Origin of the sequence: Micromonospora sp. NPDC047707 (assembly GCF_040704235.1) — a bacterium.
GTDB lineage: Bacteria > Actinomycetota > Actinomycetes > Mycobacteriales > Micromonosporaceae > Micromonospora.
In genome coordinates, this window is record NZ_JBEYSU010000020.1 from 90,294 (window position 1) to 105,659 (window position 15,366).

The following is a 15,366-nucleotide window of genomic DNA, read 5'->3' on the forward strand; positions in this document are numbered from 1 at the left end:
CCGCCGTGTTCCGACGTACACGGTAGCCCGGCGTGTTAAGAGGGGACCCCTGCTCTACCTCAGGCGTTAAGAAGGGGCCCTTCCTTACCCCGCGGCATCAGGGCAGGTGGCGGGTGAGGGCGCGGGTTATCCGCCCCAGGTCGGGAAGCCAGCCGCCGCGCAGGCGCTCGCTTCCCGGGGCGGGGGTGAACACCACGCCGTCGTGCGGTTCCACCGGCCGGTCGGTCAGCGCCGCCACCCGCATCAGGGGCCCGACCAGGGCGTCGTAGACGCCGGGCAGCACGGTGAAGCCGAAGCGCATGACGGTGTTGGCCCGGCCCACCGACACCTCCCGCCGGGGGCGGTCGGCGCAGTCGACCATGGCCCGGGCGACCCGTTCCGGAGTGGTGACCGGCAGCGGCGGGCGTCCGAGCCGGCCCAGGTAGTTGGCCGCCCGCTGGTAGACCGGGGTGTCCACGCTGCCCGGGGTGACGATGCAGACGTGCACGCCCGGCGTCTCCCGGGTCTCCTGCTGAAGGACCCGGGCGAGTCCCTGCAGGCCCCACTTGCTCGCCACGTAGCCGCTCAGGTAGGGGGCGGTGATGTGACCGAGCACCGATCCGGTGAGGATCAGCGTGCCGCCGCCGGCCTCCCGGAAGTGCCGCAGCGCCACCCGGGCCACCGTGGCCGCGGCGATCAGGTCGGTGCGGATCGTCTGCTCGAAGACACGTTCCGGCGTCTCCTCGAAGCGCCCGTACGACATCACCGCCGCCGTGTGCGCCCACACGTCGATTCCGCCGAACTCGGCGACGGCCGCCTCGGCGAGCGCCGCCGGGGCGGCCGGCTCGGCGACGTCGGTCGCCACCGTCAGCGCCGGGGCTCCGGCGGCGGCGCACTCGGCGCGTACCTCCTCGAGGGCCTGCGCGGAGCGGGCCGCGAGGACCAGACGGTCCCCGCGGCCGGCGAACTCCCGGACGGCCGCACGGCCGATCCCGCTGGTCGCGCCCGTGACGACCACCGTACGGCTCACGGCGCGAGCACGACCTTGACGCAGCCGTCCTCCTTCTTCTGGAACATCTCGTACGCGCGCGGCGCGTCCGCCAGCGGCAGCCGGTGGGTCCGCAGGTCCTCGACGCCGAGCGGGTCGTCGTCGCCGGAGAGCAGCGGGATGATCTCGTCGGTCCACCGGCGGACGTGGCACTGCCCCATCCGCAGTTGGACGCCCCGGTCGAACATCTCCATCAGCGGCAGCGGGTCGACCTCACCGCCGTACACCCCGGAGACCGAGACGGTGCCGCCGCGCCGGACGGCCTTCAGCGCGGCCTTGAGCACGACCAGCCGGTCCACGCCGAACTTGTCGATCATCGGTTGGGCCAGCTTGTCCGGCAGCAGGCCGGCGGCGGTCTGGGCGATCCTGCCCAGCGGTGCGCCGTGGGCCTCCATGCCCACCGCGTCGATCACCGCGTCCGGCCCGCGCCCGTCGACGAGCTCGATCAGCGCCCCCGGCACGTCGTCGAGTTCGCTGACGTCGAGCACCTCGACGTCGTGTCGGCGGGCCATTTCGAGGCGCTCGGGTACCAGGTCGAGGCCGATCACCCGGCCGGCGCCGAGGTGCCGGCCGATCCGGGCGCAGAACTGGCCCACCGGGCCGAGCCCGAAGACCGCGAGGGTCCCGCCGGGCGGGGTGTCCGCGTACTTCACGGCCTGCCAGGCGGTGGGGAGGATGTCGGAGAGGTAGAGCCACCGCTCGTCGGGGCCGCTCTCCGCGACCTTGACCGGGCCGAACTGGGCGTGCGGCACGCGCAGGTACTCCGCCTGCCCGCCGGGTACGGAGCCGTAGAGCGTGGTGTAGCCGAACAGCGCCGCGCCCTTTCCCTCGGCCGTCACCTGGGTGGTCTCGCACTGCGCGTAGAGCTGGCGTTCGCACATCCAGCAGGAGCCGCAGGAGATGTTGAACGGCACGACCACCCGGTCTCCGGGCTTGAGCCGGGTCACACCGGGGCCGACCTCCTCGACGACGCCCATCGGCTCGTGGCCGAGGACGTCGCCCGGCTTCAGGTACGGCCCGAGCACCTCGTAGAGGTGCAGGTCCGAGCCGCAGATCGCGGTGGAGGTGATCCGGATGATCGCGTCGGTCGGCTCCTCGATCCGGGGGTCGGGCACCTCCTCGACCCGTACGTTCCGCTTGCCCTGCCAGGTCAGTGCCTTCATGTCCGGATGTCTCCTCTCGGCGTCCTCCGAGAGGTGCTACCCGTGCAGCGTCCCTTGAACCGGCCGCGGCCACACCCGACCGCTCTCCGCGCAGATACCGCGAAAGAGTGGCCGCCCGACCTCGGGCAGCCACTCTTTCGCGGTACGGAGGGGGACGCCGCCGGCGGCGTTCGCCTCAGGAGCCGGGGGTGTTGTCGCCCCGCTTGGCGGTTGCCGCGAGGTAGTCGCGGTTCAGCCGGCCGATGGTGTTCAGCGGGATGCCCTTCGGGCAGACCACGGTGCACTCACCGGCGTTGGTGCAGCCGCCGAAGCCGGCCTCGTCGTGTGCGTCCACCATGCCGATCACCCGCGTGTAGCGCTCCGGCTGGCCCTGCGGCAGCAGCGAGAGCTGGGTGACCTTGGCGGCGGTGAAGAGCATGCCGGAGCCGTTCGGGCAGGCCGCCACGCAGGCGCCGCAGCCGATGCAGGCGGCCGACTCGAAGGCGGCGTCCGCGTTGGCCTTGGCGACCGGCACGGAGTGCGCCTCCGGGGCGCTGCCGGTCGGGGCGGTGATGAAGCCGCCCGCCGCGATGATCTTGTCGAACGCGTTGCGGTTGACCACCAGGTCCTTGATGACCGGGAAGGCCCGGGCCCGCCACGGCTCGATGTCGATCGTGTCGCCGTCCTTGAACTGCCGCATGTGCAGCTGGCAGGCGGTGGTGCCGCGCTGCGGGCCGTGCGCGTTGCCGTTGATCATCAGGCCGCACATGCCGCAGATGCCCTCGCGGCAGTCGTGGTCGAACGCCACCGGCTCCTCGCCGGCGAGGATCAGCCGCTCGTTGAGCACGTCGAGCATCTCCAGGAACGACATGTCCGGGGACACGTCGTCGACCTGGTAGGTCACCATCCGACCCTTGTCCTCAGGGCCCTTCTGGCGCCAGATGCGCAGGGTCAGGTTCACTTGTAGCTCCGCTGCGTGGGGTGGACGTATTCGAACTTCAGGTCTTCCTTGTGCAGTACGGGCTGCTCGGCGCCGTACTCCCAGGCCGCCACGTACGCGAACCGCTCGTCGTCGCGCTGGGCCTCGCCGTCGGGGGTCTGGTGCTCGGCCCGGAAGTGACCGCCGCAGGACTCCTCGCGGTGCAGGGCGTCGATGCACATCAGCTCGGCCAGCTCGAAGAAGTCGGCCACTCGGCCGGCCTTCTCCAGCGACTGGTTGAGCCCGTCGGCGTCACCGATGATCCGCACCCGCTGCCAGAACTCGTCGCGCAGCGCCCGGATCTGGTCGATCGCCTTGCGCAGGCCGGCCTCGGAGCGCTCCATGCCGCAGTGTTCCCACATGATCTGGCCCAGCTCGCGGTGGAACGAGTCGACCGTGCGGTCGCCGTTCACCGCCAGCAGACGCTGGATGCGGTCCTCGACGTCGCGCCGCGTCTCGACCGCCGCCGGGTGGCTCGCCTCGACCTTCTCGAACGGCCCCGCCGCCAGGTAGTTGGCGATGGTGTTGGGGAGGACGAAGTAGCCATCGGCGAGGCCCTGCATGAGCGCGGACGCGCCGAGCCGGTTCGCGCCGTGGTCGGAGAAGTTCGCCTCGCCGATCACGAACAGGCCGGGGATGCTCGACTGGAGGTCGTAGTCGACCCACAGGCCGCCCATCGTGTAGTGCACGGCGGGGTAGATCCGCATCGGGACCTCGTACGGGTCCTCGCCGGTGATCCGCTCGTACATCTCGAAGAGGTTGCCGTACTTCGCCTCGATCGCCTTGCGGCCGAGCCGCGCGATCGCGTCCGCGAAGTCCAGGTACACGCCGAGGCCGCCCGGGCCGACGCCGCGGCCCTCGTCGCAGACGTTCTTCGCGGCTCGGGAGGCGATGTCCCGGGGCACCAGGTTGCCGAAGGAGGGGTAGATCCGCTCCAGGTAGTAGTCCCGCTCGTCCTCCGGGATCTCCCGAGGGTCGCGGTTGTCGCCCTTGGCCTTCGGCACCCACACCCGGCCGTCGTTGCGCAGCGACTCGCTCATCAGGGTCAACTTCGACTGGTGGTCGCCGGAGACGGGGATGCAGGTCGGGTGGATCTGCGTGTAGCAGGGGTTGGCGAAGTACGCGCCCTTGCGGTGCGCCCGCCAGGTGGCCGTGACGTTGCAGCCCTTGGCGTTGGTGGAGAGGTAGAAGACGTTGCCGTACCCGCCGGAGGCGAGCACGACCGCGTCGGCGAACTCCGTGGTGATCTCGCCGGTGACCAGGTCCCGCACGACGATGCCCCGGGCCCGGCCGTCGACGATGATCAGCTCCAGCATCTCGTGCCGGGCGTTCATCTCCACGTTGCCGAGGCCGATCTGCCGCTCCAGCGCCTGGTACGCGCCGAGCAGCAGCTGCTGGCCCGTCTGGCCCCGGGCGTAGAAGGTGCGCTGCACCTGGGCGCCGCCGAAGGAGCGGGTGTCGAGCAGGCCGCCGTACTCGCGGGCGAACGGGACGCCCTGGGCGACGCACTGGTCGATGATGTTGACCGAGACCTCGGCCAGCCGGTGCACGTTCGACTCGCGGGAGCGGAAGTCGCCGCCCTTGACGGTGTCGTAGAAGAGCCGGTGCACCGAGTCGCCGTCGTTGCGGTAGTTCTTGGCGGCGTTGATGCCGCCCTGTGCGGCGATCGAGTGCGCGCGGCGCGGGCTGTCCTGGTAGCAGTACGACCTGACCCGGTAGCCCTGCTCGGCCAGGGTGGCCGCGGCCGAGCCGCCGGCCAGGCCGGTGCCGACCACGATCACCGTCATCTTCCGGCGGTTGGCCGGGTTGACGAGCTTCGCCTCGAAGCGGCGGCGTTCCCAGCGGGTCTCGATCGGGCCCTCGGGAGCCTTGGCGTCGGCGATCGGGTCGCCCTGGGTGTAGAGATCCATGGTCAGGACACCAATCCGGTGAGTACGGCGAACGGGACCACGAGGAAGCCGGCGCAGAGCGTGACGGCGAAGACCAGGGCGGCAGTACGCGCCCGCTGCTCACCCTTCGGGGTCTGCTGCCCCAGGCTGCGGAACGCGCTGAACGCCCCGTGCCGCAGGTGGAAGCCCAGCGCGACGATCGCCAGGGTGTAGAAGAGCGTGACGTACCAGCGCTCCGGCGCGAAGTCGGCGACGACGTTGGCGTACGGCTTGGTCGGGTCGCCGACCGGGTTCAGGTGACCGGTGGTCAGGTCGAGCAGGTGGTAGATCACGAAGAGCAGGATGATCACCCCGCCCCAGCGCATGGTGCGGGCCGCGTAGCTGCCCTGGACCTTCGGGCGGTGCGCGTACCGGACGGGGCGAGCGGCGCGGGAGCGCCGGGCCAGCGCGGTGGCGGCGGCGATGTGCGCCACGACGGCGACGGTCAGCACGCCGCGCTGGATCCAGAGGAACCAGACGCCCGGCAGCAGCGGCTTGCCGATGTCGCGCAGCCAGTGCGCGTAGTGGTCGAACGAGGTCTCCCCCGTGAACACCTTCAGGTTGCCGAGCATGTGCAAGATCAGGAACAGCACCAGGAGGATGCCCGTCACCGCCATGACGGCCTTGAGGCCGACGTTGGAACGGATGGGCGACCGCGTTCTCGTGACTACCACACGACCGACGCTAAGAGCCGTTTGATCAGGCGTCCAATGCATCGAACCCGCAGTTTTCATAGCCGTAAGCTATGAAGATGCAGCTCCATCAGCTCCGGTACTTCGTCGCGGTCGCAGAACTACGACATTTCACCCAGGCGGCCGACATGGTCGGCATAACGCAACCCTCACTGAGTAAGCAAATTCACGCTCTGGAGGCCGACCTGGGGGCGCCGCTCTTCGAACGGGTAAGGGGCAAGATCGGGCTCACCACGGCGGGGGAGGTGCTGCTGCCGCTGGCCAAACGGATCCTCGCCGACGTGGACACGGCGACCCGCGAGGTGCAGGAGCTGGTGGGCCTGCGGCGCGGTCGCGTCCGCCTCGGCACCACCCCCAGCCTGGCCACCTCGCTGGCCCCGCCGGTGCTGCGCCGCTTCCGTGACGCCCACCCCACCGTCGACCTGCGCGTCGAGGAGGGCGGCTCGCAGGACCTGGTGCGCGACCTGCTGCGCGGCGACCTCGACCTCGCGCTGATCATCGCGCCCGCCGCGGGCGCCGATCCGGGGCTGCGCACCGACGCGATCCTGACCGAGAGCCTGGTCGTCGCCAGCGTCGACCCGCTGCCCGGCGCCTCGCCCGCCGGCGAGGTCCGCGTCACCGACCTGCGCGACCAGCCGCTGGTGATGTTCCGTGAGGGCTACGACCTGCGCGATGCCACCCTCCAGGCCTGCCGGGACGCCGGCTTCGAGCCCCGGGTCTCGGTCGACGGCGGCGAGTTGGACGCTGTGCTGAGCTTCGTCGAGGCGGGGCTCGGCGCCGCCCTCGTGCCCGGCAGCGTCGTCGCCCGCCGGCCCGGCCTCCACGTCACCCGCCTCGCCCCGCCCGGCGTCCGCCGCACGATCGCCGTGGCCCGCCGCCGCGACGTGGTCCCCACCCACGCCGGCCGCGAACTCCGCCGGATCCTGCTCGACTACGTCCAGCGCGCGGTCGCCGGCCGCGAACTGCCCCCCGGCGTGGAGCCGCTCTAGCCCTGGCCGCCCCCGGCGGCCGCGTCACGACCGGGGCTAACGACGCCAACCATGGTCGTACCGCCCGCCGAGCGTGACGACGAACCGCTCCACAGCGGACTCGTCGTACCCGCTCAGGGTTTCAAGACAACCCCATGCGGTCATCGCGATTCCGTCCGAAAGCTTCTCGGACGGCGCGAGGACCACCTTGTCGGCATGTCGTTTGGCGACCCGTTCCAGGTCGGCGATCGTGGTCTCCGGCGTGGTCTCGGCGTACAGGATGATGACGTGCCCGTGCTCCATGGCGTGCACGGCGAGGCCCTCGGGCACGGCGACCGTGTACCGCCCGGGGGCGAGACTGAAGGCGAAATGTGGGCCGGAGGTGGGCGGCTGTGAGTTGTAGCGCACCTGCTCCATCTCGGACTGGGAGACATGCGGGCTGTCCATGATCGGAAACGCCGTGCCCGCAGGACACGAATGGAGGGCGTCTCCGGGCGGTGATCCGGCCACCGTCCCGACCAGCGTCCGCCAAGGGCCGACCAGCAGCGCGGCCAGCGTCGCGCAGAGCGTCAGTCCGAGGCCGCACCGCCAGAGCCACCGCCTACCCCGCTCGCTCACCGCAACCTCCCGGCACGCCGCAGTCGACGTTCCCGCACCGCGAGCGCGGGGGGACCACCGAACATCACGATCAGGTAGGCGACGACGGCCACGGATTCCCAGAACACGAGGTCCGTCAGAGTGAAAGTCAGGAGGTTGTGGACGACCCACGTTCCCATGGCGAGAAGAAAGCGCAGCTGAAATGTCAGCAGCAACCAGAACACCGCGATCATTCCTGCCAGATACACCAGGCCGAACCAGCGCGCGACCGAACGGTCGTGCGGACTGATGTTCTCGAGTTCCGTTTGCTCCCGTGCGTCGAGTCCCCACAACCGCGCCTTGTTTACCAGCCAGGTCGCTCGATAGAGGTTGTGGCAACGAAGCGCATTTGCCAGCACCGCGTACATGTCGCTGCGTAGGAAGATTCCGCCGCACTGCCAAGCGATGCCCAGGATCTCGAAGAGCACCACGGCGCCGAGGAAACGGTCGAGAACGGCCGGAAGATTCCAGAGATCCTCGCGGTGCCCGAGGCGGGCGACGAGCGCCAATGCCAACACCGTGACATCGAATGCCATGCCGGCGAGGAACGGGCCGTAACGCCGACGCCGGGAGGTCGCCACCAACTGCGTCAAATCGGTCTCGAAGACGAGATAGGCGGCTCGGTAACTGACCCGGAACGTGGCCGGGATCCCGATCGCCCGGCCGGCCAGCCAGTGCCACGCCTCATGCGCCGCCGCGAGGGCGAACCCGACCGGAATGAAGACCAGTACCGACAGCACCGGATCGGTGAGGAACCAGGCGTGTTCGAAGGTTGGCCGGAGGTCGGGTCGGGCGCCGAGAAGAACCCCGACGAGCAGCGCCGCGCTCAGGTAGCCGCCCCACGCCACGGGACCGAACAGGCGCCGGGCGACCTCTGGGCGCACGCCCTCGATCCAACCGATCTGGCGGGTCCGGCGGCCGCCCGTGGGACGCTCTACGGGCGCATCGTCCGGTGGCGACGGCTGTCCGGGCGGATCGAGGAGGCCGGCCTGAGCGAGACCGGAGAGGAAGTCCACGCCGTCGACGGGCGCTCCCGCGGCGGTGCTCGCCCTCGCCGTCGCGTCGTCGAGGGAGCAACCGGCCTGGAGGGCCTGGACGAAGACAGCGCCCGGTTTCGGCACCGCCACGTACCTGCGTAGGTCGGGTCGTCCCAGCACCCATTCCGCGCCGTCCTCGGCGACGACCAGGAGCGACGCCCCCTCAGCCTGGGCGGGGTCGATCGAGGAATGCACTGGGATTGACCCTTCCGGTAATGCCAGTCCTGAGACGGCCACCGTGCGGGGTCGCTTCGAGAAAGTGTTGCGATAGCCCGGCCCGGCTGGCGCCGATGTGATATCGGCGCCAGCCGTCCCCCGCAGGGCGGATTAATGATACGGCGCGTACGTCAGATTGCGCGGTATCTCGTGGTTTCACGTGCTGAACTCAGCACTCCGCGCCACAGCGGATCGTCAGACGGACGTCCTCGATGGGACGAATCTCAATCTTCATTTGTGTCACCCCCGTTCTGTGTCTGGCGGCCCGGTTCCGGAATCCGAATGCGACCCCGTCCCCAAGCATCGTCGACCGTCACGATCCCAAATGCTGTTGCCGGCTGTCAAGATTGCTGCCGTCCTACGATCGCCGATTTTCCAACCCCGGGCCGAGGGGCCCGAGTGCGCTCGCGACGCGGTGGCCCGCCTATCGCCCCTCGGCGTCGTCCATGGCGCGGTAGATGCGCTGCTCGCTGACCGGGTACGGGGTGCCGAGCGCCTGGGCGAAGACGTTCACCCGCAGCTCCTCGATCATCCAGCGGATCTGCCGGACGGCCGTCGACTGCCGCTTCGTCGGCGGCAGCGCGGCGAGCAGGTCGGCGTACTCCTTCTGCACGGTCGTGATCCGGTCCTGCTGCTGCTTGTCGCGGGCCGGGTTGCCGGGCAGCCGGTCCAGCCGGCGCTCGACCGCCGTCAGGTAGCGCAGCAGGTCGGGCAGGCGTGCGTACCCGGTCTCGGTGACGAAGCCGGCGTGCACCAGCCCGGTCAGCTGCGCCCGGATGTCGGCCAGCGCGGCCACCACGGCGAGGTTCCGGGTCGCGCCCAGGCGCTGCTCGATCGCGTACGCGGCGGCGAGCACCTTCCGGACCCGGTCCATGACGTCCACGACGCTGTCCACCAGTCCCGCGCGCACGGTCTCGCGCAGCGCCGCGAACCCCTCGGCGTCCCAGGCGGGCCCGCCCGCGTCGGCGATCAGCTTGTCGATCGCCGCGCCGGCCGCGTCCTCGATCAGCGCCTGCACCCCGCCGTGCGGGTTGCGGCTCAGCGCCAGCTTCGCCTCGTTGGACAGGCGCCCCTGAAGGATCTTCGCCGGGGAGGGCACGGTCAGGCGGAGCAGCCGGCGGGTGCCCGCCCAGTGCGCCGCCTCCTGCTCGGCGGGGGAGTCGAACACCTTCACCCCGACCGTCGCGCCCTCGTCCACCAGTGCCGGGTACGCGGTGACCGCGTACCCGGCCCGTACCTGCTCGATCGTGCGGGGGAGGGTGCCGATGCTCCACTCCGTCAGCCCGGTCCGCGCCACGTCCGGCGCGGCGGCCGCCACCACCTGGCGTACCTCCGCCTTGAGCTGGCGTTGCAGGGCCGGCAGGTCCTTGCCCTCGGCGACCGGCGCGTCGTCGTCGCCGAGCACGCGGAAGGTGACCCGCAGGTGCGGCGGCAGCTTCGCGACGTCCCAGGCGTCCCGGGGCACGGTCACCCCGGTCATCCGACGCAACTGCCGGGTCAGCGCGTCCAGCAGCGGCTCCTCGCCGGCCGGCAGCTGCGCGAGGGCGGCGCGGGCGTAGTCCGGCACCGGGACGAAGTTGCGGCGGATCGCCTTGGGCAGCGAGCGGATCAGCGCGACGACGAGGTCCTCGCGTAGGCCGGGGACCTGCCAGTCGAAGCTCTCCGCCGGCACCTGGTTGAGCAGCGGCAGCGGGATGTCCACGGTCACGCCGTCGGTCGGGGTGCCCGGGTCGAACGTGTACGTGAGCGGCAGGCTCACCCCGTCGGCCCGCCACTCGTCCGGGTAGTCGGCCTCGTCGACCCCGCCTCGACCGGCGTTGACCAGCAGCTCGCGGGTGAAGGTGAGCAGCTCCGGCCGCTGCCGGCGCTCCTTCCTCCACCACGCGTCGAAGTGCCGCCCGGAGACCACGTCGGCCGGGATCCGTTCGTCGTAGAACTGGAAGATCGTCTCGTCGTCGACCAGGATGTCCCGCCGCCGGGCCCGGTTCTCCAGCTCCTCGATCTCCGCGAGCAGCTTCTGGTTGTCCCGCCAGAACTGGTGGTGGGTCTGCCAGTCGCCCTCCACCAGCGCGTGCCGGATGAACAGCTCCCGGCTCAGCGCCGGGTCGATCCGGCCGAAGGTGACCTTGCGGGAGGTGACGATCGGGATCCCGTACAGGGTCACCTTCTCGTAGGCCATCACCGCGGCCTGCTTCTTCTCCCAGTGCGGCTCGCTGTAGCTGCGCTTCACCAGGTGCTGGGCGAGCGGCTCGACCCACTCCGGCTCGATCCGGCCGTTCACCCGGCCCCAGAGCCGGGTGGTCTCCACCAGCTCGGCGGCCATCACCCAGCGCGGCGGCTTCTTGAACAGCGCCGACCCGGGGAACAGCGCGAACTTCGCCCCGCGCGCCCCCAGGTACTCGTGCTTCTGCGGGTCCTTCAGGCCGACGTGGGAGAGCAGCCCGGCCAGCAGCGACTGGTGCACCTTCGGGGTGTCGATCTCCTCCGGCAGGTCCGCGCCGGCCCGGCGCCGCCCGCCGCCGTCGGGCGCGGCCTCCGCCGGCCCGCGCCGGCCCTGCTCCTTCTCCGGGGTACGCAGCACCTGCCGCAGCTGGCTCACGATGTCCTGCCACTCACGGACCCGCAGATAGTTCAGGAACTCCGCCTTGCACATCCGCCGGAACGCGCTCGACGACAGGGCACGCTGCTGTTCGCGCAGGTACCGCCACAGGTTCAGGTACGCGACGAAGTCCGACTCCTTGTCCGCGAACCGTGCGTGGGCCTGGTCGGCCTGGGCCTGCTTCTCGACCGGGCGCTCACGCGGGTCCTGGATCGACAGCGCCGCCGCGATCACGACCACCTCGGTGGCGCACCCGTTGCGCTCGCCCTCGAGCACCATCCGGGCCAACCGGGGGTCCACCGGCAGCTGGGCCAGCCGCCGGCCGAGCGCGGTGAGCCGCTTCGCCGGGTCGGTCTCGGCCGGGTCCAGGGCGCCCAGCTCGTGCAGCAGGTTCACACCGTCGGTGATGTTGCGCCGGTCCGGCGGGTCGATGAACGGGAACGCGGCGATGTCGCCGAGCCCGATCGCCGTCATCTGGAGGATGACCGACGCCAGGTTGGTCCGCAGGATCTCCGGGTCGGTGAACTCGGGGCGGGACAGGAAGTCCTGCTCGTCGTAGAGCCGGACGCAGATGCCGTCCGACGTCCGCCCGCAGCGCCCCTTGCGCTGGTTGGCCGACGCCTGGGAGACCGGCTCGATGGGCAGCCGCTGCACCTTCAGCCGGTGCGAGTAGCGGGAGATACGGGCGGTGCCCGGGTCCACCACGTACTTGATGCCCGGCACCGTCAGCGAGGTCTCCGCGACGTTGGTGGCGAGCACGACCCGGCGCCCGGTGTGCGGGGCGAAGACGCGGTGCTGCTCGGCGGTGCTCAGGCGGGCGTACAGGGGGAGGATCTCGGTGCCCAGCAGCGACCGCTTTTTCTGCACCAGCCTGCCGAGCGCCTCCGCGGTGTCCCGGATCTCCCGCTCGCCGGAGAGGAAGACCAGGATGTCGCCGGGCCCCTCGGCGGCCAGTTCCTCGACCGCGTCGCCGATGGCCTGGATCTGGTCGCGGACGTTCTCCTCGTCCGCCTCGTTCTCGTCCTCCGCCTCGGTCACCTCGACCAGCGGCCGGTACCGCACCTCCACCGGGTAGGTCCGGCCGGACACCTCGACGACCGGGGCGGGGTTGCCCTCGGCGTCGGCGAAGTGCCGGGCGAACCGGTCGGTCTCGATGGTCGCCGAGGTGATGATCACCTTGAGGTCGGGGCGCCGGGGGAGGAGCTGCTTCAGGTAGCCGAGGATGAAGTCGATGTTGAGGCTGCGCTCGTGCGCCTCGTCGACGATGATCGTGTCGTACTGCCGCAGCATCCGGTCGGTCTGCAGCTCGGCGAGCAGGATGCCGTCGGTCATCAGCTTGACCAGGCTGTTCTCGCTGACCTGGTCGGTGAAGCGCACCTTGTAGCCGACCACGTCGCCCAGCTCGGTGCCCAGCTCCTCGGCGATCCGGTCGGCCACCGTCCGCGCGGCGAGCCGGCGCGGCTGGGTGTGCCCGATCAGCCCGTGGATCCCGCGTCCCAGCTCCAGGCAGATCTTGGGCAGTTGGGTCGTCTTGCCGGACCCGGTCTCGCCCGCGACGATCACCACCTGGTGGTCACGGATCGCCGCCGCGATGTCGTCCCGGCGCTCGCTGACCGGCAGCGCCGGCGGGTAGGTGATCGCCGGTACGGCCGCCCGCCGGCCCGCCAGCCGCGCCTCGGCCCGCGCCACGTCCTCGGCGATCTCGGCCAGCGCCGACTCCCGCCGCTGCGGGTCCCGCAGCTTCCGGACACCCTCCAGGCGCCGCTGGAGGCGGCGCTGGTCACGGAACATCAGGGGGCTCAGGCGGCGGTGCAGCTCGCGTACGGAGTCGGGCGCGGCGGAGGCGGCTTCTCTCTGCATGTCGCCGCCAAGGATAGGCAGGCCGGACGCGCAGCGCCCCGGGGTTATCGGCGTGCAGGCCCTAGAGTGGACCGCCGACGTCGACCACCGGGGGCGGGGAGCATGACGATGCGGGACACCGACCGGGCGCTGGTGCAGGCGGCCACGGCGGTCGCGAAGCTGCGCTGCCGCAGCGACCGGCACACCGTGGCGGCGGCCGCGCGGACGACCGACGGGCGGATCTTCAGCGGGGTGAACCTCCGCCACGCCACCGGCGACGTGTGCGCCGAGGTCGTCGCGGTCGGCGCCGCCGCCACCCAGGGCGTCACCGAGCTGGAGACGATCGTCGTCGTGGGGGACCGGGGGCGGGAGGTGCTGCCGCCGTGCGAGCGCTGTCGCCGGCTGCTGCACGACCACCACCCCGCACTGCGGGTCATCGTCGGCGCGGCGGACGCCCTGCGCTGCGTGCCGCTCGCCGAGCTGGCCGCCGGGTCGGCCGCCCCGCCGGACCAGCAGCCGGACGCGACGCCCCGGCACGCCGGCTGACCCGCGCCGGCAGGTCGCCGGTCAGCCGTCGACGGCGCCGGGGCCGCGCGGGCGGGTGCCACCGGCCGTCCCGTCCGTTCGGGTGCGCCGTCGAGGCGCAGCGGTAGCCCGGCTCGCGCAACGGCCGTCAGTCGCCGGCCGCGGCCTCCAGCATCGAACGGGGCACCGGCACGCTCTCGAAGCGGAGGATCCCCTCGGGCACCATCCAGCTCATCACCTGGACGGCCAGCCGTCCGGCGCGGACCGCCGGGTCGTTCGCGTACAGCTCGCGCGCCTCGTCCGGCGAGATCGAGAGCACCACGAAACCGCGCAGCCGCTCGTCGTCTGCGTCGACGAACGGACCGGCGGCGAGCACGAGACCCTGCTCCACCAGCCCGGCCTGATGTGCCAGGTGGGCGTCCTGGAGGCGGTCGAGCGCCTCCTGGGGCAGCTCCGGCGCGTCCGACGGGCGGACCAGGAGGACGACCGTGTGCTGGTCGAATCGCATCTTCCCAGGGTAGGGCCGCGCCGGTCGTGGAGCGCCGCTTCCCCGCGTCGGATCGGATCGACCGCCGCTGGTTAGGTCTCCCTAACCTCGTGAGCTAAGGTAAGGCGCACCTAAGCGCCCTGTTCAGGAGACCCGTGACCACCCTCGCCACCCGGCCCGCCCCGGCCGGTTCCCCCACCCGCGGGCGCGTCGGCCGCCGGTTGGCGATCACCGCCGCGGCGGCGATCGTGTTGGTCCTGGCGGTGCTGGCGAGCTTCGCCCTGGGGAGCCGCCCGCTCAGCGTCGACCAGGTGTGGCACGCACTGGTCGCCCCGGACGCCGGGGAGGCCACCACGATCGTTCGGGACCTCCGGATGCCGCGCACGGCGCTCGGCCTCGCCGTCGGGGCGGCGCTCGCCGTGGCCGGGGTGCTGCTCCAGGCGCTGACCCGCAACCCCCTGGCCGAGCCTCGGATCCTCGGCATCAGCGCCGGCGCCTCGTTCGGCGTCGTGCTCGCCATCTCCGTGTTCGGGGTGTCCACCCTCGCCGGGTACGTCTGGTTCGGCATCACCGGCGCGCTCGGCGCCGGTGTGCTGGTCTTCGCCGTCGCCGCACGCGCCCGCGAGGGCGCCAGCCCGGTCACCCTCGCGCTGGTCGGCGCGGCCCTCGACGCGAGCCTGGCCTCGATCGTGTACGCGCTGCTCAGCATCGACGCGCGCACCTTCGAGGACTACCGGTTCTGGGTCGTCGGCGGGCTCACCGGTCGGGACCTGTCCGTCGCGGCGCAGGTGCTTCCGTTCGTCCTCGCCGGCCTGGTGCTGGCCGCCCTGGTCGCCCGGGGCCTGGACGCCCTCGCCCTCGGTGACGACGTGGCGCGGGGGCTCGGGCACCGGATCGAACTGGTGCGCCTGGGCGGTGGCGCGGCCGCCGTGCTGCTGACCGGTGCAGCGGTCGCCGCCGCCGGGCCGATCGCGTTCGTCGGCCTCGCCGTCCCGCACCTGGCCCGGGCCCTGGTCGGCGCGGACCACCGCTGGACGCTCGCGCTCTCGGCCCTCCTCGGGCCGGCGCTGCTGCTCGGCGCCGACGTGGTCGGCCGGCTCGTCGACCCGCCGGGCGAGGTCCCGGCCGGCATCGTCACCGCGCTGATCGGCGCGCCGCTGCTGGCGATCATGGTCCGTCGCGCCAAGGTGGTGACGGCGTGAGTTGCCCTGTGTCAAGCCATCGCCGGTTGATCTTGGCTGAGCAAGTGTTGGAGGGCTCGGTGCCGGTCGGGGTTGTAGGGGGTGTTGGT

The 15,366-nt window shown here is 71.6% G+C and carries 12 protein-coding genes; 3 read left to right on the forward strand and 9 right to left on the reverse strand.

Features of this window, described 5'->3' with window-relative positions:
- Window positions 1-97: 97 nt before the first annotated feature.
- The 5 genes from AB0873_RS21170 to AB0873_RS21190 form a co-directional block, all read right to left on the reverse strand.
- Window positions 98-1,009, reverse strand: coding sequence for an SDR family NAD(P)-dependent oxidoreductase (locus tag AB0873_RS21170; RefSeq protein WP_366601505.1), 912 nt, complete (start codon window positions 1,007-1,009; stop codon window positions 98-100).
- On the reverse strand, window positions 1,006-2,190 hold the full coding sequence (locus tag AB0873_RS21175) for a zinc-dependent alcohol dehydrogenase (protein WP_366601507.1): 1,185 nt from the start codon (window positions 2,188-2,190) through the stop codon (window positions 1,006-1,008). Before AB0873_RS21175 ends, AB0873_RS21170 begins: the two co-directional genes overlap by 4 nt.
- A gap of 175 nt (window positions 2,191-2,365) precedes the next feature.
- Window positions 2,366-3,130: a succinate dehydrogenase/fumarate reductase iron-sulfur subunit gene (locus AB0873_RS21180; RefSeq protein ID WP_366601509.1), complete on the reverse strand. Its 765-nt coding sequence runs from the start codon at window positions 3,128-3,130 to the stop codon at window positions 2,366-2,368.
- On the reverse strand, window positions 3,127-5,058 hold the full coding sequence (locus tag AB0873_RS21185) for a fumarate reductase/succinate dehydrogenase flavoprotein subunit (protein WP_366601511.1): 1,932 nt from the start codon (window positions 5,056-5,058) through the stop codon (window positions 3,127-3,129). Before AB0873_RS21185 ends, AB0873_RS21180 begins: the two co-directional genes overlap by 4 nt.
- A 2-nt stretch (window positions 5,059-5,060) precedes the next feature.
- Window positions 5,061-5,750: a succinate dehydrogenase cytochrome b subunit gene (locus AB0873_RS21190; RefSeq protein WP_366601513.1), complete on the reverse strand. Its 690-nt coding sequence runs from the start codon at window positions 5,748-5,750 to the stop codon at window positions 5,061-5,063.
- Between the two features lie 71 nt (window positions 5,751-5,821).
- Here AB0873_RS21190 and AB0873_RS21195 point away from each other — a divergent pair, with 71 nt between their 5' ends.
- Window positions 5,822-6,757, forward strand: coding sequence for a LysR family transcriptional regulator (locus tag AB0873_RS21195; RefSeq protein WP_366601514.1), 936 nt, complete (start codon window positions 5,822-5,824; stop codon window positions 6,755-6,757).
- Between the two features lie 36 nt (window positions 6,758-6,793).
- Here the strand turns inward: AB0873_RS21195 and AB0873_RS21200 are convergent, their stop codons facing one another.
- The 3 genes from AB0873_RS21200 to hrpA all read right to left on the reverse strand — a co-directional run bounded on the left by AB0873_RS21200 (window position 6,794) and on the right by hrpA (window position 13,084).
- Window positions 6,794-7,354, reverse strand: coding sequence for a DUF3105 domain-containing protein (locus tag AB0873_RS21200; RefSeq protein WP_366601516.1), 561 nt, complete (start codon window positions 7,352-7,354; stop codon window positions 6,794-6,796).
- The gene (locus AB0873_RS21205; RefSeq protein WP_366601518.1) at window positions 7,351-8,604 is read right to left on the reverse strand and encodes a hypothetical protein; all 1,254 of its coding nucleotides are present in this window, start codon (window positions 8,602-8,604) and stop codon (window positions 7,351-7,353) included. The genes AB0873_RS21200 and AB0873_RS21205 overlap by 4 nt, the downstream gene beginning before the upstream one ends.
- A 445-nt stretch (window positions 8,605-9,049) precedes the next feature.
- Complete coding sequence (gene hrpA, locus AB0873_RS21210; RefSeq protein WP_366601520.1) at window positions 9,050-13,084, reverse strand: ATP-dependent RNA helicase HrpA; 4,035 nt, start codon at window positions 13,082-13,084, stop codon at window positions 9,050-9,052.
- A 108-nt stretch (window positions 13,085-13,192) separates the two neighbouring features.
- On the opposite strand from hrpA, the gene AB0873_RS21215 reads away from it, so the two are divergent.
- Window positions 13,193-13,609, forward strand: a complete 417-nt coding sequence (locus tag AB0873_RS21215) for a cytidine deaminase (protein ID WP_366601521.1) — start codon at window positions 13,193-13,195, stop codon at window positions 13,607-13,609.
- Between the two features lie 127 nt (window positions 13,610-13,736).
- Here the strand turns inward: AB0873_RS21215 and AB0873_RS21220 are convergent, their stop codons facing one another.
- Window positions 13,737-14,096: a YciI family protein gene (locus AB0873_RS21220; protein WP_155332908.1), complete on the reverse strand. Its 360-nt coding sequence runs from the start codon at window positions 14,094-14,096 to the stop codon at window positions 13,737-13,739.
- A 134-nt stretch (window positions 14,097-14,230) separates the two neighbouring features.
- On the opposite strand from AB0873_RS21220, the gene AB0873_RS21225 reads away from it, so the two are divergent.
- Complete coding sequence (locus AB0873_RS21225; RefSeq protein WP_155332907.1) at window positions 14,231-15,277, forward strand: iron ABC transporter permease; 1,047 nt, start codon at window positions 14,231-14,233, stop codon at window positions 15,275-15,277.
- The last annotated feature ends 89 nt before the right edge of the window (window positions 15,278-15,366 follow it).

What these genes read in the sequence shown, in the direction of transcription:
- AB0873_RS21175 (WP_366601507.1), bottom strand. Translation starts at nt 2,190, where the DNA reads ATGAAGGCACTGACCTGGCAGGGCAAGCGGAACGTACGGGTCGAGGAG.
- AB0873_RS21220 (WP_155332908.1), bottom strand. Translation starts at nt 14,096, where the DNA reads ATGCGATTCGACCAGCACACGGTCGTCCTCCTGGTCCGCCCGTCGGAC.
- AB0873_RS21185 (WP_366601511.1), bottom strand. Translation starts at nt 5,058, where the DNA reads ATGGATCTCTACACCCAGGGCGACCCGATCGCCGACGCCAAGGCTCCC.
- hrpA (WP_366601520.1), bottom strand. Translation starts at nt 13,084, where the DNA reads ATGCAGAGAGAAGCCGCCTCCGCCGCGCCCGACTCCGTACGCGAGCTG.
- AB0873_RS21215 (WP_366601521.1), top strand. Translation starts at nt 13,193, where the DNA reads ATGCGGGACACCGACCGGGCGCTGGTGCAGGCGGCCACGGCGGTCGCG.
- AB0873_RS21195 (WP_366601514.1), top strand. Translation starts at nt 5,822, where the DNA reads ATGAAGATGCAGCTCCATCAGCTCCGGTACTTCGTCGCGGTCGCAGAA.